We start from the raw sequence: 16,989 nt of genomic DNA on the forward strand, positions 1-16,989 counted from the left end.
AATTATTCATATTCTTTTATGTGTAGAATCCTGATGACAATCAAGCATTTTAGCGTATTGATGCGAGGGGCATCGTGTATCTTTGTGATAGTAAATTATTGGCCCATGCTAAATAAAGAAGTAGCTGACCTGCGCAAGGATTATACACTTGCCGAACTGGACGAAAACGAAGTAGCCCAGGATCCGTTTCAACAATTTGAGAAATGGTGGAACGATGCCATTACCGGAGAGATAGATGAAGCGAATGCGATGACGCTGGCAACCAGCACAGCAACTGGTATTCCTACTACACGCATTGTATTGCTGAAGAGTTTTGACAGGGATGGTTTTGTGTTTTTTACCAATTATGATAGCCGTAAAGGCCATGAAATGGCCGCTAATCCGCATGTATCGCTGCTGTTTTTCTGGAAGGAACTACAAAGACAGGTGCGCATAGACGGGTTGGTATCAAAAGTAGATGCGGCCATGAGTAATGAGTATTATAACAGCCGTCCGATAGGTAGCCGGATCGGAGCAATTGCATCTCCTCAGAGCCGGGTTATACCGAGCAGGCGTTTCCTTGAAGAAAAGGTAAGAGCAGTGAGTGAAAAGTACGAGGTGAGTGCGCCTGAAAGACCGGAAAACTGGGGTGGATACATTGTAAAACCGGTAGCGATTGAGTTCTGGCAGGGACGTAGTAGTCGACTTCATGACCGCATCCAGTACAGTCAGGAAGGGAGTAACTGGAAAATAGAGCGCCTGGCGCCGTGATATAGGAACTAATTATTAGAGGCTGATCCCATTAAAGAGGTCAGCCTCTTTAATAATTTTAGGCTTGCTTTGCAGCAGCTTTTGCAGCTTTAACAGCAGCAGCTTTTGCAGGCTTAGCAGGTCTTGATTTACCGAAAGAACCACTGAAAATCTTACCTTTTTTGGTTTTGATATCACCTCTACCCATTGTTAGACAGTTTGATTGTTTATTATTAATTGGTGCAAATTACAGAAAAAAGGAAAATACCGCAAACCCGGGCTTTTCCGGGATGTGGAAAGGATGGCCTGGCCAGCTTTAAAATTGAGTTACAGGCATGTTTAGGGAACCTTTGGTCGAAGAAGCGTCGAAGAAGCGTCGAAGAAGCATCGAAGAAGCGTCGAAGAAGCATCGAAGAAGCGTCGAACAAGCATCGAAGAAGCGTCGAACAAGCGTCTAGCCCCCAAAATGGGCCTGTATAAAATAAAAAAAGCAAGAAACAGTGATGTTCCTTGCTTGAATAAGGTAAGCTAACAGATTAAAGCTTGTCGGACAGCGCCTTACCAGCTTTGAATTTAGCAACTTTCTTAGCTTTGATCTTGATGATCTGGCCAGTCTGTGGGTTTCTACCGTTACGAGCAGCACGTTTAGAAACAGAGAAAGTACCGAAACCTACTAAGGTTACTTTACCACCTTTTTTCAGGGTATCAGCAACAGCTTTAGTGAAAGAATCCAGCGCTTCGTTAGCTTGGGTTTTAGTGATACCGGCATCTTTTGCCAGTTTGTCGATTAATTCGGCTTTGTTCATAGCTAGTAAGATTTAACTAGTGAATTAAAATGTTTGATGTGAGCAAATATAGCGCGTTTTATCAGATTACCAAATTTTTTACATCTTTTTTAAGCAAAAATTTATCGGCTGAAAAGGGCTACAGGTAACGGTTACAGCTGATTCGCCCATGATATGGATGTATGAGCGAAACAGGAGTTAATTGCTGAAACCCGCTACTAGTGGCAATTTGCTACTGGTTTTATAATAAACGTCAGAGTGTTCCAAGTATTGTACCAAACTCACAATCCCCTATAAACAGTGGATTTCCTGTGGATAAGTTTAGATGTTATACTACCTGCATTACAGTTCTGAAGGCTACAAACTGGCTCCCAAACAGGTCGTAAGCTCTTTTTTGGAGTACTGGCGCATACTCGTCTATGTAAGTTTGATAGTTCTCCAGCGTATCTGCAAAGAATTGTATGGAGTAAGTGAGACCATCTTCCTCATCCTGATCCAGCAGCCTACACATGCGGTAATCATGGAATAAGCCGGTATTCATAATTGCAGGGATCTGGTCTTCTTTCATCCATTGCAGCCATCTGTCGTTAATGGGATGCGTAACCATCGTGGTAACGTTAAATATAATCATAGTTGGAAGTCCTTGTTAGTGGCTTAATTGCAGGTAGATAGGGCAGTGATCAGAGTGCTTTACATCAGCATAGATCTTCGCCTCTTTCAGCCTTTCCTGCAGGGGAGTCGTGACGGTGATATAATCAATCCGCCAACCTTTATTGTTGTTGCGTGCATTGGCGCGGAAACTCCACCAACTGTACTGATGTGGATCTGCACAGAAATGACGGAAAGTATCTACAAATCCATTCTCGAATAATTTGTCCAGCCATGCACGTTCTTCCGCCAGAAAACCACTGCTGTTCTTGTTGCCGACAGGATCATGGATATCGATTGGTTTATGCACAATGTTATAATCACCGCACACTATTATATTAGGCCTTGTTGCTTTGAGTGTATGGAGGTAACCAAAGAACTCGTCCAGCCATTGGTATTTATAGGTCTGTCTTTCGTCTCCACTAGTCCCGGAAGGGATATATGTGTTAACAAGTGTGATATCCCCGAAATCGAGGCGTATTACCCTTCCTTCGGCATCGCTCTGCATGTAGCCGTTTCCATATTCTACATGGTCGGGTTTTATTTTGGTAAGCACTGCTACGCCACTGTATCCCTTTTTCTGTGCGGGATACCAGTAGTGTTCATAGCCAAGCTCGTCGAACTGCTGGTAGTCTACATTATCTTTATGTGCTTTTATTTCCTGTAAGCAGATGATATCGGCGGGGTCGGTTTTGAGCCATTCTGTAAAGCCTTTTGTCATGGCAGAACGGAGCCCGTTTACATTGTACGATATGATTCTCATACTGTAAATATACGAATGCCGGTGATTGCAGCGCAACCACCGGCATTCAGCTAAAAATTATAACGAAGTTTTTACATGTCGTATTCCAGTACCGGTCTAAGCCATTTCTCTGCTTCCTCTACTGTCCAGCCTTTGCGCCCGGCGTAATCTTCTACCTGATCTTTTTCGATTTTGCCTATACCAAAGTACTTTGCTGCCGGATTTGCGAAATACCAGCCACTTACACTCGCAGCAGGATACATGGCGAGTGATTCTGTCAGGGTAATACCGGTATTTTCGGTAGCATCCAGCATATCAAATAGTTTGTATTTCTCTGTATGTTCAGGACAGGCAGGATAGCCAGGAGCCGGACGAATACCTGCATATTCTTCTCTGATCAGGTCATCTTTGCTCAAATGTTCTTCTGCTGCATATCCCCAGAATTCCTTTCTCACACGCTCGTGCATCAGCTCTGCAAAGGCTTCTACCAACCTGTCTGCAAGGGCTTTCAGCATGATGCTGCTATAGTCGTCATGGTCTGTTTTGAACTTTTCCAGCCAACCTTCAATATCACCTCCGGTGGTGACTGCAAACGCTCCCATGTAGTCTTGTATACCTGTATCAGAAGGTGCTATAAAGTCTGCCAGGGAAAGATTTGGCTGACCTGGTGCTTTCTTGATCTGTTGACGCAGACATTCCAGTTTTACAGTTCCTTGTCCTGGTTTGGGAGAAAGTACTGTGATCGTATCATCGGCGGTTGTGTTGGCAGGGAAGAGGCCTATTACTGCATTGGCAGTGAGCCATTTCTCTTCTACGATACGTTTTAGCATCGCTTTCGCATCCTCGTAGAGGCGGCTTGCTTCTACACCGACTACTTCGTCCGTCAGGATCGCAGGGAATTTGCCATGCAGTTCCCATGAGATAAAGAAGGGCTGCCAGTCGATATATTCAGCAATTTCAGCCAGTTCATACTGTCTGAATACCTGTACTCCCAGTCGTTTAGGCACCACTGGATTGAAGCCAGTCCAGTCTCTGATTGCCTTGTTCTGGCGGGCTTCTGCGATAGGCAGGTATTGTTTCACCGGTTTCTTGTTCCGGAAATTGTCATTTAGCTTAGTGTATTCTGCGGTTACTTCCTGCAGGAAGTTTTTCTTTAACGCTTTGTTCAGCAGGTTTCCTGTAACGGTAACGCTACGAGATGCATCCAGTACATGCACCACCCCATGTTCGTATTCCGGCGCGATCTTTACAGCGGTATGGGTACGGGAAGTAGTTGCACCACCAATTAATAATGGCACTTCAAAGTGCTGGCGTTTCATTTCGCGGGCTACGTGTACCATCTCATCCAGGCTTGGCGTGATCAGGCCACTGAGACCAATAATATCAACATCTTCCTGACGGGCGGTCTGCAGGATCTTCTCTGCGGGTACCATTACACCCATATCGATGATATCATAACCATTACAGCCTAATACCACACCGACAATGTTTTTACCGATGTCGTGTACATCGCCCTTTACGGTGGCCAGCAGGATCTTTCCGGCTGACTTGATCACACCGCCATTTTCTGCGACCATTCTGGCTTTTTCCTCTTCAATAAAGGGTGTCAGTACGGCTACAGATTTCTTCATCACACGGGCGCTTTTTACAACCTGTGGCAGGAACATTTTACCACTGCCGAACAGATCGCCGACCACGTTCATTCCATCCATAAGCGGCCCTTCGATCACGTCGAGCGGACGGGGATATTTCTGTCTGGCTTCTTCGGTATCTGCTTCTATATAGTCGGTAATGCCGTTTACCAGTGCGTGGCTCAGTCGTTCTTCCACCGATCCCTGGCGCCAGGTTTCGTCTTTTTCAATCACTTTGCCTTTTGCCTTAACGGTTTCGGCAAATGCGATAAGGCGTTCGGTAGCGTCTTCGCGGCGATTCAGGATAGCATCGTCGCAAAGCTCACGGAGCTGTGGTTCGATCTCGTCGTAGATCTGCAGCATACCAGCATTGACGATACCCATGTTCATACCCGCTTTAATAGCGTGGAACAGGAATACGGAGTGCATGGCTTCGCGCACCACATCGTTACCTCTGAAGGAGAAGGAGATGTTACTCACACCACCGCTCACACTAGTCAGCGGCATCAGTTCCTTGATACGGCGGGTGGCGTTGATAAAGTCTACTGCATAGTTATTGTGTTCCTCGATACCGGTGGCAATCGCAAAGATGTTAGGGTCGAAGATGATGTCTTGCGGATCAAAGCCAACAACCTCTGTCAGGATCTTGTAGGAACGGTGACAGAAGGCAACCTTTTTTTCTTCAGTATCAGCCTGTCCATATTCATCGAAGGCCATTACAACTACAGCAGCACCGAAGCTTTTGCAGATGGTGGCGTGTTCAATGAATTTCTCTTCTCCTTCCTTGAGGGAGATAGAGTTTACGATACACTTACCCTGCAGGCATTTCAGACCTGCTTCAATGATGCTGAACTTACTGGAGTCGATCATCACCGGGATCTTTGAGATGTCCGGCTCTGCGGCGAGCAGGTTCAGGAAAGTGGTCATTGCTTTTTCACCATCCAGGAGGGCATCATCCATGTTCACGTCCAGTACCTGGGCACCATTTTCTACCTGCTGGCGGGCTACGGACAGTGCTTCTTCGTACTGTCCCTCCCTGATCAGGCGGGCAAATTTCTTGGAACCGGTAACGTTGGTACGTTCACCGATATTGATGAAGTTGGTTTCAGGTCTTACTATCAGTGGCTCCAGGCCGCTCAGGCGCAGGAAAGGTTTGATGACAGTTTTTTCCTGTCCGGTGGCAGTTTGCGCGGTATTGAGTGTATCGCTCATTGGTAGCTATGGTAATTAGCGGATAAATTAATTAAGCCAGTGTTGTTTCCTGTACAGGTAACGCTCTGGGTGCAATTTTCGCAACGTGCTGGGCAATGTGCCGGATATGATCCGGGGTGGTGCCACAGCAACCGCCTACGATATTTACGAAGCCTTCTTTGGCAAAGTCTTCGATAATGCAGGCTGTATCATGCGGTGTTTCATCGTATTCTCCGAATGCATTTGGCAGGCCGGCATTTGGATAACAGCTGACATAGCAGCCCGCTATCTGCGCCAGTTCAGCTACGTGAGGGCGCATTTGCTCTCCACCCAATGCACAGTTTAACCCTACAGAGAATGGTTTGGCATGCATAACGGAGATATAAAAAGCTTCCAGTGTTTGTCCGCTCAATGTACGTCCGGAGGCATCTGTGATGGTGCCGGAGATCATGATGGGCAATTCTGGTTGTTTGATATCCCTGAAATACTGTTTGGCTGCAAAGATAGCCGCCTTACTATTTAGTGTATCAAAGATAGTTTCGATGAGCAGTATGTCAACTCCTCCTTCATGTAAACCGCGGATCTGCTCATAATAAGCAGCTACTACTTCGTCAAAAGTAACGGAGCGGAAGCCCGGATTGTTCACATCAGGGGAGAGGGAGAGTGTTTTATTCAGCGGACCGATGGCACCTGCTACAAAGCGGGGCTTGTCAGGGTTTTTTGCTGTATAATCATTTGCTGCTCTTTTGGCAATTTGAGCGGCCGCCACATTTAGTTCAAAAGCCAGGGCCTGCATGTCATAGTCTGCCATTGCAATGGTCGTACTACTAAATGTATTGGTTTCGATAATGTCGGCGCCAGCTTCGAGATATTCTCTGTGTATGGCTTCGATGATCTGGGGCTGAGTCAGGTTGAGCAGGTCATTGTTGCCTTTTACATCCAGATGATAATCTTTGAAACGCTCGCCTCTATAATCTGCTTCTTCCAGCTTATAACGCTGGATCATGGTACCCATGGCACCATCTATGATCAGAATACGTTCTGCTGCACACTGGGATAATGATTTCATATCGATTATGCGTTTACTATTTTTTCCGGAAAGACATACAAAGATACTTATTTATTGCCTCATTATATGAAATATCACCATTGGAACATGTATTGGCAGAATTTTTTACTTTATTAGGGAAAATGAGAGAAAATTTTGTTTGAAACTAAAAGTCTACTATATTTGTAGGGTAATACAACAATGGATCGATATACCACCGTCTGATTACTACCAGGGAATCCACCACTTTGCCCGCATAGTTATTAACCTGCTTAAACAAAAATTTAAGACAATGAGCATTGCGAAGCATGTACACAGCTTACAAAAGCACTTAGCGCAATTTGGTTTATACCCGGTGCCTGATGATGCTGAGAATGAAGCCAATACTGTATTTAGGATCTGCTTTCTGAACAAGTATGAGATAGAGCGCTGGCGTGAATTGCGCAATGAAGAGGAGGGAGGCGGACCACAAAAAGACAAAGACCAATCATCAACTTTTTCATAACGTGGAATTACAGGTTAAACACACACGGGTGTTGTTGAGCACTCGTATTTATTTAAAAAACGCTGAAAGGCAGCTGCAGAACGCTGATACCTTCGGCGTTTTTTATTTCTGTACGTAACTTTCCAGTGGTAAACGATTAGAGATAGATCTGGCCAGCGTCATTTCATCTGCATATTCCAGTTCCCCGCCGAAGGCGATACCACGGGCGATGGTGGTGATCTTTACAGGAAAATCCTTCAGCTTTTTAGAGAGGTAATAAATAGTTGTGTCCCCTTCAATTGTCGGGCTCAGCGCCATGATGATTTCTTCGACTCCTTCCTGCTGCACTCTTTCTACGAGGGAATAGATATTCAGCTGATCGGGACCGATGCCATCAATAGGAGAGATGATGCCTCCCAGTACATGGTATACACCATTGAACTGCTGGGTATTTTCAATCGCCATGACATCACGGATATTTTCCACAACACACACTAAAGTTTTATTGCGGGAGGGATTACTGCAGATAGAGCAGATCTCTTCGTCGGAGACGTTGTGACAGGTCTTGCAAAACTTGATCTGGTCACGCATACGGGTGACTACTTCGCCGAATAGCTTTACCTGGGCAGGGTCCTGTTTGAGGAGATGTAATACCAGGCGAAGCGCTGTTTTTTTGCCAATACCCGGCAGCCGCGCAAATTCATTAACAGCATTTTCTATCAGAGCGGAGGAGAAGATCATGGTACAAAAATAATGATTTTTCGTGGGGGCTGTGTGCCCCGGCCGGTTATAACTGTAATTTGATCGGTACTCCCCAGTTAGCTTTGATGTTCTCCTTTTTAGGGAAGGTCACGACTCTTTCGGGTTGTTTTTTGGGTGTACCATAGTATACTCCACGGTCCCAAACGCCATTGTTGTTATCATCCAGCAGAATCCTTACTTCATATTCAGCTGGCGTAATGCGCTTCTGAACCCACGAACCTTTTACAAGTTTACCTGAGTACTTTATTTCTTTGTCTTTCACCAGCTGTGCCACAAAGTGCATGGTATCGCCACCGGCTGCTCTCAAACTATCACTCAGTGTGAGAGTCAGCATCGCACTACCATAATCTGATTCTTTCCTGGCGTTGAAGAGGATGGTATCAGCTTTTGATTGCTCTTGCCCAAGGGTATCAAGAACGGCCTCTTTGGGGATAGTAAGGCGGTATGGCATACCTTCTTTCCAGTTGTATACGACATGTAGCACTTTGCGGGTAGAATCGAAGAAAGTAGTGAAAGGTACTGGCTTAAAGGTGGTATCTTCTGCCAGCAGCATGCGGGTTGTATCCAGTGTTTTTACCGGGGCACTGAAGTTCACGATCAATGGCATACCCAGGTCCTGGCTGTTTTTTTCTCCCAGGGTTGCTGCTACCAGAATCCTTCTTTTCTTTTCTTTCTCTTTTTCTTCTTTAGACTTCTTGTCCTCTTCAGGAGGAGGATTGTTTCCTTCCTGTGCTCCACCGGGGCCACCTGCTTCACCCATTTCATCGGGCCCTCCCCCTTTTAGCGTAGAGTCTTTTTCTATGAAAGTGAGGAGTGGTATGTCGTACAGATTTTCATCGCGCAGGTGAATCACGCTATCCTGAAAGGCAATTAGTTCTTTAGGGTCATTGTATTGCAGGTCTTTGTTTTCTTCTTTGAGGGCGAATAGCTTGTAATCGCCGGGTGCAAGATTTTTGAACCAGAACGTACCGTTCCCTCTGGAGCGTGCGTAGTAAACCGGTTTTTCCTTGGATACTACGGAATCTTCCAAATGGCGGTACAGCATTACAGATACGTTGCTATCTGGTTTGCCGCTTTCAGCATTAATGATATATCCTTTTATCTGCAGGGAATCAAGGTAGTCGCCGGTGGATATTACATAAGCGAAGTCCTGAATAGGATTACGCTCGTTAATATCGCGGATTGCATCAGAGAAGTTAAAGGTATAAGTAGTATTGGCTTCCAGCGTATCCTTGATCACCATGGTAATGGTTCTCAATTTAGCTGTTACGGTTGGCGTGCGTTTCAGGGTAGGAGAAACAATCAGTTTTTCGAAGATGTTGTCCAGCTCTACGTATTCACTGAAAGACATCGTTACCTTATGAGCCTTGAAGTGCAGGCTGGAATCTGCCGGACTGGCACCGAGCAATACAGGAGGTATCGTGTCTTTTGCGCCTCCGCTGGGTGGAACGATGTTCGCACAGCTGGAGAATAAAAGTACACTTGCTATGATAACTGTAAGCAGGGAAACCCAGCCACGGAAATTCTGATTCATTTTTATCGTATTATGCCAAAAACCGGGTCCAAAGATCAAATTTGAATCAGTAAAATCCAAATATTGCCGGAGGGTGGGAAATGTTAAAATTGTATTTCGCTTTCTTCTTCCAGGTCATGAAGTGCGATATGCAGCTTGTGATCTTTTACAAAGTTGCACCATACACAATCCTCTTTGCCACATCCGGTATAGAAATCCTTGTTTTGAATTTTGGTCCAGGTATCCACGATCTGCTGTGTTACAGCTGCGATATCATCGGCTGTGATGAACACTTTTTCCTTGTGGTAGACCTTTTGTTTATTCGGTTCGACAAAGTCGAATTCTGTGCTTGCCACCTGCCAGCTTTTGGAGCGGTAGTTTTCCAGCAGGATCTTATAGAACACTGCCTGTCGCCAGTAGTCACCTCCATTTGGGTTCTTTTCGTTAGGGCGGTCAAACTTTTTGTAGTCTTTGATTGCCTTTTCGTAGTCACCGGTTTTGTAGTCTACTACATTGACCTGATTACCTTCAAACTCCAGTTTATCCACCTTTCCTTTAAGAGGGACGCCACTTACTACGATATTGCGCACGTTTCTCTCCACGCTTACTATCTTGTTCCAGGTGCCGATATAGGTATCGTAGTAGTTGGTCAGGATCTCTTTACCATACTCCATTCTTCTTTCAAAAGACTCGCGGGTAAAGCACTCGCGGTTCCGACGCATGCTCCATACGAAGTCTTTGACAAACTCTTCGCGGGTAGGAAAGGTATTGTTGCCTGCTTCCTGCATTTTCTGGAAGAGTTTTTCCAGCGCATAGTGTACGGCAGAACCAAACTCCGTATTCTCTGAGCGGCCAGTCGGGATGCGGACAAGGTTTTTATAGAAGAAGCCCAGCGGGCAATCAAGGTAATTGTTCAGTGCTGTCACGTTCATCGTAAAGCTGGCGAGCAGGTTGTCGATAAACAACTGATCTGCACGGGCTATTTCAGGTGCCAGCTGCTTGCTGTAATGGAGTGATTCGAAGGCGAACATGGCTTCTTCGGAGAGTTCCACTTTTTCGTTGGGCAGCTGGTGTTGTTCCAGTATTTCTGTGATGAACATGCTGGGTTCCAGCGGTTTCCCATCCAATCTGAATTCAGGATAGCTGATATAGAGGTATTTTTCTGCACGGGTAATGGCCACATAAAAGAGGCGGCGCAGTTCCTGCTCATCTGTGCTGGTAGATTGGGTGGCGAACACGGTATCGGGGAAGGAGAATCCGCTGTTGTTTTTCTTTTTCTTCTCCCAAAGGTGAGAGTTGGTGCCTGCCAGGAAAATATATTCGAATTCCAGTCCTTTGGAACCGTGTGCGGTGATCAGGTTAATTCCCTTTTCGTTACCAGATACCTGTACCAGCGGAATGGGGATTTTATTGGCCTCCATGAGGTCAACCATTTCCACAAAAGGTACGAGGCCCAGATCGGGGTTGCGACGGGTTTCTTCTTTAATGAAATCGAAGAGTGCCTGCAATACTTTCATCAGCCACATTTTCTCAGGAGAGTCCATGATGTGGGTGAGGATGCCGCCTTCGCTGATAATGCTGGCAAAAAGTTGTTGTAAGGTGAGATTATGTGCTTCTTTAATCCATCTTTCCATCATTTTACTTAGTTCCATCATGGCCAGTTCCGGCGCTTCAGTAAAGAGCGTGAGGTTACGAGTGGTTTGCCATTCCTGCAAGTATTGACGGATGGAGGACTTTTCAGCATATCCTTTTTCAGCTACTCTGATACTCACTTTGGCTATTTCAACGGGTGGAATATCGTAGAAGTCGAAATGCATGATCTTGAAGAGCAGATCGTCTCCGCTGTAGGGCGTATCCAGTTCTGCTGCCAGGTAGCGAAGTATTGTTAATACTTTGCGGGCGAATGGATTTTCAAACAGGTTCACATGTCTTTTGGAATAGAAAGGAAGGCCTTTGAGACGGAAGTATTGTGCGAGCTCTTCCCCAAATCGGTTCTCGCGGTAGATGACAGCTATCTTGCCTGGGGGAACTCCTTTTTCCAGCAGGGATACCATTGTGTTTGTCAATCCGGCCATTTCATCGCGGGGTGTATTGTAGCGATGGATAACAGGGCTGATGTTCAGGTGCATCAGCTTATCATTGCTGGAGACAAGCTGTTTGCTAAGTCCTGGTAGCTGATTAACCAGGCGGGAATTGCCGTTATTATCAATCAGCGTCATAGACGCATCCAGTATGTTCTGTACGGAACGATAGTTCTGGGTGAGTACAATGGTACGCAGGGTTTCTGCAAAGCCGCCGGCAAACTGCTCCATGTTTTCGATATTGGCGCCCTGGAAACGGTAAATGGACTGGTCATCATCGCCTACTACAAACACGTTTGGCAGTTCTTCGCCGGTAATGAGCTGCTGAATCAGCCGGTTCTGGGTACCACTGGTATCCTGGTATTCATCCACGAGGATGTATTGAAAGCGTTCTTTGTAGTCTGCCAGGAGATTGGGGTGTTGTTCGAAGGCCCTGATCACCCAGTTGATCATATCATCGAAGTCGTACCTGTTGGCGGCATGCATGAGGGAATTGAACACGATGAATTGTTCAACAGCAGCTTCCAGACGGGCCATTTTCTCTACTTCAATTTCTATCTTATCGGTACGAATGTCTCCTTTTTTAAAATTTTTGGTCGCTCTTTTGCAGATAAATTCGTCGCGGTTCGGCAGGTCGTCGATGTAGGTTTTGATAGCATCTTTGATATAGTCAACGGTCCAGCCTTCCCGCTTCATGGTAGAGAAGAGGTTGGAAAGGTTGTTCATATCAAAGTATACATCCCCACGGTAACGTTTCAGGGGATTCTGTTTGCTAAAGCCGTCAATGAGTTTTTTGAGCAATTGTATTTTTTCCAGTTCTGATATAGGATCGAGGCTGTTTTTTTCAAAGTAGCCCAGGTTGTCCTGTATGACTTCGTTACAGAAGGAGTGGAATGTATGGATATTAACACGGTAAGCATCCGGGCCGATGAAGTCGGTGAGGCGCTTACGCATGGCAACAGTACCTGCGTCGGTATAAGTAAGGCAAAGAATGTTTTGTGGTAAGAAGTCGCTGTCGCGCAGAATCTTGCCGATACGCGATGCCAGGATCTGCGTTTTGCCGGTACCAGGACCGGCTATCACCATCACAGGGCCTTCGGTATTGTCAACGGCTTCCCGCTGTCGTTCATTTAACCGATTATACACTTCCTCGAAACGTTGTTGATATTGATCTCTGGACATGACTATATTTGATATGGATTAGCATCTGGCGACACTAAAATATATATGAAGTTATGGCAAAAATCTATCTGTTGCGGTATGAGCAGGTATTAAATACATCGATACCGGAGGCCTGGACGTTTTTTTCACGGGCAAATAACCTTGAAAAAATAACGCCCTCGTATATGCGTTTTGACATTACCTCGCCTGTTACGGATAAACCGATTTATGCAGGTGAAATCATCACCTACGTTATTCATCCTGTGCTTGGCATACCCTTGCGCTGGATGACGGAAATTACGCATGTAAAAGAAGGTGAGTATTTTGTAGACGAACAGCGGGAGGGGCCATATGGGCTCTGGCATCATCAGCACCATTTTGAGGCAGTGGAAGGGGGCGTGAAGATGACTGATATTGTGCATTACTCATTGCCATTAGGCATTTTGGGCAGGCTTGCACATGCACTTTTCGTGCGACGTCAGCTGGAAGGGATTTTTGCTTACAGGAAGCAGCGGGTACAGGAGTTCTTCGCATAGCATTTACATGTTATAACAAGAAACTTGATGGTTAAGGAGAGATTAGCTATCTTAGTTATAGTTAAACCTACAACATTTGGGACAGGCTGCTGTTCATATTGATGAGCATTTACTAATTGAACGCTTGATTGCTGGAGACCCCGGAGCCAGGGAGTTATTATATGACTACTATGGACCAGCATTATATAGTTTAATATTACAGGTGGTTCCAGATAATAAAAAGGCTGAGGACATCCTAACTACTGTATTTGTACGTATATATAGTGATATATACACCTACAGGCAGTCCGGCAACGCCACACTTTTCGGGTGGATGATGCGCCTGACAAGGGAAATAGCTCTTTCAGAGGGTAGTCATACGAGTGAGGAAACAACGAAGGCAGTAATACTCCAGGGGAACAATTCGCTACTGCGGTTTACCAATACATTGCCACAGGATAAACAAAAAGTGTTCTATCTGTGCTACTTTAAGGGGCTACCCAAGGAAGCAGTGGCCCGAATGACAGGGGTAGAGCCCGAGACGATCGCCGGACTGATGAAGGAAATAATGATGGCTTTCAGGAACTTTTTAAGAAATTAATTGGAACTCGATCACTACATACAAAGCGGTATCATAGAGAGCTATGTACTTGGGCTTGCTACCAACGTAGAGGTAGAAGAGCTGCAATATATGCGTAAACTCTACCCCGAACTCAACAGTGAAATAGCTGCTGTGGAAAGGCGTATGGAGAGAACTGCATTGGCGGAAGCTGTTTTGCCTCCAGAGGAGTTGAAAGAGCGCATTTTCCAGCGTATCAACTGGAGAGAGGACGATTACTATGATACCGGTGATTATCGCAGATCTTCCAATACCCGTGAAAAGGCCAGTTACAACACGACCTATATTAATATCCAGCCAAAGGATAACCAGTATATTACGGTACACAAATGGTGGAAACTCTTTTTCATAGCTGTGTTTATTATTTCGAAAGTTTGTCTGGCTTCAGCTATTTACTTCTATTTGAAGTATGAAATGCAGGAAAAGAAGCTCGAACAATTAACTCCGCGCACAGAAGTACCTACTAATCCCAGGTGATTTTACAGGGCAACCTATAAAAAAGTGATATTTTTCAAATTTTAATTTGACATTTGCGCAGGCAAGTGATGTTGACCTTTAGAGGGAACATATGGTTTCACTTCTTTTATTTTTTGCCTTCTGGACTTACAGGATTACATAGATAGTGGTATTATAGAAAGTTACCTGCTTGGCCTTGCGTCAGTTGAAGATGTGGCTATGCTGGAACGTATGCGTTACATATATCCGGAGTTGGAAACAGAAATTGCGATGGTTGAATACCGGCTTCAGAGGGTTACGGAAGAAGGGGGAGTGACTCCTCCCGCAATAGTCTGGAATAAGATCGCTACCCGGATTACCTGGGAGAAACCACCCAGGAACCAAAGGCTATTGCCTGAAAATCCGACCTATATTCTACAGCCTCAGCGTAATACCATGACAGTAAGCATCTGGTGGCGTTGTGCGGTTATTGCGATGGGCATGATTATCATAGGTTTATTGGCCACCACCATTTATTTCTATCACCGTTTTCATCAAATGGAAGACCGTTTTCTCCGCATGTTGCCCAACCTGGAGCAGCAACAATCAACCCAGAGGTAGGTTTGGTACACTTCTTGTCTTCTCTAAATTCGAGCCGGTAACTAATTGCGTTACTGCCTTTTTAAACATTAAAATATTTCTTACATGAAGCATCTTACATTAGCAGCATTGTGCTTGCTGGCATCTCTCTTCACCATATCCTGTAAGACCCAGTCGGGGGCTACCAATACTAACGTGAGCGCAAGCAAGGGGAGCGTAAAAGGTAACTGGATTATCACTGATATCAGCTTTGAAGGGATCCCACAGCATTCAAAAATCACTGTTTTTGATCAGGCTTCTTACAGCTGTTTTAAAGGTAGCCAGTGGGTATTCCCGAATAATGAGACCAATGGTTCCTATACGCTGACTTCTACAGACGACGGTTGTAGCACTGCTTCCCAGCCAATTGTATGGTCTATTTACAAAGCAGATGGTGTGGAAAATTTACAGTTCAAGAAAATTGGAGGTGGTGTAAAAGCGAAGAATGTTACGGAAGGTTACCGCGTGGAAATCAGCTCGCTTGACAAGACGACCATGGTATGGAGAGCCGCAGTAAATTATGAAGGCAAAACAGGGTATATCATTTACACGCTTCAGCGTAGCTAGAAAATAATATTGAAAACAAAAACCGGCTATAATGGCCGGTTTTTTTATTTATGGTTGTTGTAATTCAGTATGTTGTCTGGAAAAGCGCATGAATAGTTGTGCTAATTTATCCTGTTGTCCCTGCAGGTAGATAAAATGGAATTTCCTTACCAGTTTAAAGTTCCTGACTGGCAGAATTTTAAATTCTCCAGCTTCCAATTCCCGCTGTACTGCTTTTAAGGAAAGGAATGCGGCACAGGGGGCGTGGTGCAGGTAAGATTTGATGCTTTCGGTACTCCCCATGTACATGGCTATATGCAGGTCGGTCAGTTTCAATTTTAATCTTTTTAGTTCATCGGTGATGACTTCCAGGGTACCAGAGCCATGTTCACGCATGAGCAGGGGAATGTTTTTCAGATCGGCAGCATTGAGGGGAGTATTGTTATCACCGTAGTTATAATTTACATTTCCTATCAATGCTATTTCGTCTTTGGCGATCTCCACATACTTGAGTACAGGGTTTTTGGAGCGTCCTTCTATGAGACCCAGCTGGATACTTTTGTCAAATAGTGCCTGTTCTATCTGTTCGGTATTACCACTAATCAGGGAGGCAGTTACTTCGGGATACCGCTGATTGAATTGTGCCAGCAAAGGGGGAATGAAGTATTGTGCGATGGTGGTACTTGCACCTAAGGCCAGCAGGCCACCCTGTTCATGTTTGAGCTGGTTGATCTCATATTCAAGATTACGGTAGCTGGTAAAGATATCGTCTGCATGCTTGAGCATCACCTGCCCTGCACGGGTGATCTTGATACGGTTGCCGATTCTTTCAAAGAGGGCCATGCCCAGTTGTTGCTCCAGCTCGTGAATGTGCTTGGTCACGGCGGGCTGGGAAATAAACAGCTCTTCGGCTGCTTTGGTAAAGCTTAGGCGTCTTGCAACTGTATAGAACACTTTTAACCTGAAGTCCAACATGTGATAAATGTACGAAAATAAAAAAGCTGGCTATTATGAGCCAGCTTTTTACGATAATTATGCTTTCTTTTTTGCATCAGCTTTTGGAGCTGCTTTCGCGTCTTTTTTCTCTTTATTCTCCTTGTAACGCATGTCAGGAGTACCGTCTTTCTTCTTAGGTGTGTTTGCTGCTGCTTTGTCTTCTTTGTTTTCTTTGAAACGTTTGTCAGGAGTGCCGTCTTTTTTCAGCTTTGGCGCGTCCTGTTTAGCTTCAGTTTTAGGTTTGTCCTGTTTTTTCTGTGTTGCAGGAGTCTGTGCGAACGCGATAGAGGCACCCATGAGCAGGGCGAGTACACCAGTCAGAAACTTTTTCATAGTGTTGTTCATTTAAATTAAAGTATAGAAAATATTAGATGAATGCTGGTATTTAAGCGACTGGTACTTAGGTTATTAAACCCGTAGTTCTCACATGTAAAATACGTATATATACGCTTGACTCAGGGCCT

At 45.1% G+C, this 16,989-nt stretch carries 18 protein-coding genes; 7 read left to right on the forward strand and 11 right to left on the reverse strand.

What is annotated here, in order from left to right:
- The first annotated feature begins 105 nt into the window (after positions 1 to 105).
- A complete protein-coding gene (pdxH, locus tag ABDW33_RS07490) occupies positions 106 to 750 on the forward strand; it encodes a pyridoxamine 5'-phosphate oxidase (RefSeq protein ID WP_343689448.1) in 645 nt (214 codons plus the stop codon).
- 58 nt (positions 751 to 808) lie between these two features.
- Here pdxH and ABDW33_RS07495 read toward each other — a convergent pair whose 3' ends face one another.
- The 6 genes from ABDW33_RS07495 to ABDW33_RS07520 all read right to left on the reverse strand — a co-directional run bounded on the left by ABDW33_RS07495 (position 809) and on the right by ABDW33_RS07520 (position 6,795).
- Positions 809 to 937, reverse strand: coding sequence for a 30S ribosomal protein THX (locus tag ABDW33_RS07495; RefSeq protein WP_072362758.1), 129 nt, complete (start codon positions 935 to 937; stop codon positions 809 to 811).
- A 328-nt stretch (positions 938 to 1,265) separates the two neighbouring features.
- Positions 1,266 to 1,535 carry an HU family DNA-binding protein gene (locus ABDW33_RS07500; protein WP_012788562.1) on the reverse strand — a complete coding sequence of 90 codons (270 nt, stop codon included), beginning with the start codon at positions 1,533 to 1,535 and terminating at the stop codon, positions 1,266 to 1,268.
- Positions 1,536 to 1,842: 307 nt separating this feature from the next.
- Positions 1,843 to 2,145 carry a DUF4286 family protein gene (locus ABDW33_RS07505; protein ID WP_343689449.1) on the reverse strand — a complete coding sequence of 101 codons (303 nt, stop codon included), beginning with the start codon at positions 2,143 to 2,145 and terminating at the stop codon, positions 1,843 to 1,845.
- A gap of 15 nt (positions 2,146 to 2,160) precedes the next feature.
- Positions 2,161 to 2,925, reverse strand: coding sequence for an exodeoxyribonuclease III (locus ABDW33_RS07510; protein WP_343689450.1), 765 nt, complete (start codon positions 2,923 to 2,925; stop codon positions 2,161 to 2,163).
- Positions 2,926 to 2,996: 71 nt separating this feature from the next.
- Positions 2,997 to 5,747 carry a methionine synthase gene (gene metH / locus ABDW33_RS07515; RefSeq protein ID WP_343689451.1) on the reverse strand — a complete coding sequence of 917 codons (2,751 nt, stop codon included), beginning with the start codon at positions 5,745 to 5,747 and terminating at the stop codon, positions 2,997 to 2,999.
- Positions 5,748 to 5,778: 31 nt separating this feature from the next.
- Positions 5,779 to 6,795 (reverse strand): homocysteine S-methyltransferase family protein, encoded by a 1,017-nt coding sequence (locus tag ABDW33_RS07520; protein WP_343689452.1) that lies wholly within the window; start codon positions 6,793 to 6,795, stop codon positions 5,779 to 5,781.
- Between the two features lie 271 nt (positions 6,796 to 7,066).
- On the opposite strand from ABDW33_RS07520, the gene ABDW33_RS07525 reads away from it, so the two are divergent.
- Complete coding sequence (locus tag ABDW33_RS07525) at positions 7,067 to 7,279, forward strand: hypothetical protein (protein ID WP_343689453.1); 213 nt, start codon at positions 7,067 to 7,069, stop codon at positions 7,277 to 7,279.
- Positions 7,280 to 7,381: 102 nt separating this feature from the next.
- On the opposite strand, the gene recR is transcribed toward ABDW33_RS07525, so the two are convergent.
- From recR to ABDW33_RS07540, 3 genes are all read right to left on the reverse strand, one after another.
- Entirely contained in the window at positions 7,382 to 7,999 is a 618-nt protein-coding gene (recR, locus tag ABDW33_RS07530) for a recombination mediator RecR (protein ID WP_343689454.1), read from the reverse strand.
- Positions 8,000 to 8,045: 46 nt separating this feature from the next.
- Positions 8,046 to 9,554, reverse strand: a complete 1,509-nt coding sequence (locus ABDW33_RS07535; protein ID WP_343689455.1) for an Ig-like domain-containing protein — start codon at positions 9,552 to 9,554, stop codon at positions 8,046 to 8,048.
- An 83-nt stretch (positions 9,555 to 9,637) separates the two neighbouring features.
- Complete coding sequence (locus ABDW33_RS07540) at positions 9,638 to 12,796, reverse strand: ATP-dependent DNA helicase (RefSeq protein ID WP_343689456.1); 3,159 nt, start codon at positions 12,794 to 12,796, stop codon at positions 9,638 to 9,640.
- Between the two features lie 53 nt (positions 12,797 to 12,849).
- Between ABDW33_RS07540 and ABDW33_RS07545 the strand changes: the two genes are divergently transcribed.
- The 5 genes from ABDW33_RS07545 to ABDW33_RS07565 all read left to right on the forward strand — a co-directional run bounded on the left by ABDW33_RS07545 (position 12,850) and on the right by ABDW33_RS07565 (position 15,550).
- Positions 12,850 to 13,311, forward strand: coding sequence for an SRPBCC family protein (locus ABDW33_RS07545; RefSeq protein WP_343689457.1), 462 nt, complete (start codon positions 12,850 to 12,852; stop codon positions 13,309 to 13,311).
- Between the two features lie 76 nt (positions 13,312 to 13,387).
- Positions 13,388 to 13,891 (forward strand): sigma-70 family RNA polymerase sigma factor, encoded by a 504-nt coding sequence (locus tag ABDW33_RS07550; RefSeq protein WP_343689458.1) that lies wholly within the window; start codon positions 13,388 to 13,390, stop codon positions 13,889 to 13,891.
- Positions 13,892 to 14,386, forward strand: coding sequence for a hypothetical protein (locus ABDW33_RS07555; protein ID WP_343689459.1), 495 nt, complete (start codon positions 13,892 to 13,894; stop codon positions 14,384 to 14,386).
- Positions 14,387 to 14,596: 210 nt separating this feature from the next.
- The gene (locus tag ABDW33_RS07560) at positions 14,597 to 14,965 is read left to right on the forward strand and encodes a hypothetical protein (RefSeq protein ID WP_343689460.1); all 369 of its coding nucleotides are present in this window, start codon (positions 14,597 to 14,599) and stop codon (positions 14,963 to 14,965) included.
- Between the two features lie 84 nt (positions 14,966 to 15,049).
- Entirely contained in the window at positions 15,050 to 15,550 is a 501-nt protein-coding gene (locus ABDW33_RS07565) for a hypothetical protein (protein ID WP_343689461.1), read from the forward strand.
- A gap of 48 nt (positions 15,551 to 15,598) precedes the next feature.
- Here ABDW33_RS07565 and ABDW33_RS07570 read toward each other — a convergent pair whose 3' ends face one another.
- Positions 15,599 to 16,504 (reverse strand): LysR substrate-binding domain-containing protein, encoded by a 906-nt coding sequence (locus ABDW33_RS07570; RefSeq protein ID WP_343689462.1) that lies wholly within the window; start codon positions 16,502 to 16,504, stop codon positions 15,599 to 15,601.
- A gap of 57 nt (positions 16,505 to 16,561) precedes the next feature.
- Entirely contained in the window at positions 16,562 to 16,858 is a 297-nt protein-coding gene (locus ABDW33_RS07575) for a hypothetical protein (protein WP_343689463.1), read from the reverse strand.
- Positions 16,859 to 16,989: the final 131 nt, after the last annotated feature.

Source organism: Chitinophaga sp. (assembly GCF_039596155.1).
Lineage (GTDB): Bacteria > Bacteroidota > Bacteroidia > Chitinophagales > Chitinophagaceae > Chitinophaga.

Bases quoted from the DNA above. Each gene is read 5' to 3' on its own strand.
- pdxH (WP_343689448.1), top strand. From the start codon at position 106: ATGCTAAATAAAGAAGTAGCTGACCTGCGCAAGGATTATACACTTGCC.
- ABDW33_RS07495 (WP_072362758.1), bottom strand. From the start codon at position 937: ATGGGTAGAGGTGATATCAAAACCAAAAAAGGTAAGATTTTCAGTGGT.
- ABDW33_RS07500 (WP_012788562.1), bottom strand. From the start codon at position 1,535: ATGAACAAAGCCGAATTAATCGACAAACTGGCAAAAGATGCCGGTATC.
- ABDW33_RS07505 (WP_343689449.1), bottom strand. From the start codon at position 2,145: ATGATTATATTTAACGTTACCACGATGGTTACGCATCCCATTAACGAC.
- ABDW33_RS07510 (WP_343689450.1), bottom strand. From the start codon at position 2,925: ATGAGAATCATATCGTACAATGTAAACGGGCTCCGTTCTGCCATGACA.
- metH (WP_343689451.1), bottom strand. From the start codon at position 5,747: ATGAGCGATACACTCAATACCGCGCAAACTGCCACCGGACAGGAAAAA.
- ABDW33_RS07520 (WP_343689452.1), bottom strand. From the start codon at position 6,795: ATGAAATCATTATCCCAGTGTGCAGCAGAACGTATTCTGATCATAGAT.
- ABDW33_RS07525 (WP_343689453.1), top strand. From the start codon at position 7,067: ATGAGCATTGCGAAGCATGTACACAGCTTACAAAAGCACTTAGCGCAA.
- recR (WP_343689454.1), bottom strand. From the start codon at position 7,999: ATGATCTTCTCCTCCGCTCTGATAGAAAATGCTGTTAATGAATTTGCG.
- ABDW33_RS07535 (WP_343689455.1), bottom strand. From the start codon at position 9,554: ATGAATCAGAATTTCCGTGGCTGGGTTTCCCTGCTTACAGTTATCATA.
- ABDW33_RS07540 (WP_343689456.1), bottom strand. From the start codon at position 12,796: ATGTCCAGAGATCAATATCAACAACGTTTCGAGGAAGTGTATAATCGG.
- ABDW33_RS07545 (WP_343689457.1), top strand. From the start codon at position 12,850: ATGGCAAAAATCTATCTGTTGCGGTATGAGCAGGTATTAAATACATCG.
- ABDW33_RS07560 (WP_343689460.1), top strand. From the start codon at position 14,597: ATGCGTTACATATATCCGGAGTTGGAAACAGAAATTGCGATGGTTGAA.
- ABDW33_RS07565 (WP_343689461.1), top strand. From the start codon at position 15,050: ATGAAGCATCTTACATTAGCAGCATTGTGCTTGCTGGCATCTCTCTTC.
- ABDW33_RS07570 (WP_343689462.1), bottom strand. From the start codon at position 16,504: ATGTTGGACTTCAGGTTAAAAGTGTTCTATACAGTTGCAAGACGCCTA.
- ABDW33_RS07575 (WP_343689463.1), bottom strand. From the start codon at position 16,858: ATGAAAAAGTTTCTGACTGGTGTACTCGCCCTGCTCATGGGTGCCTCT.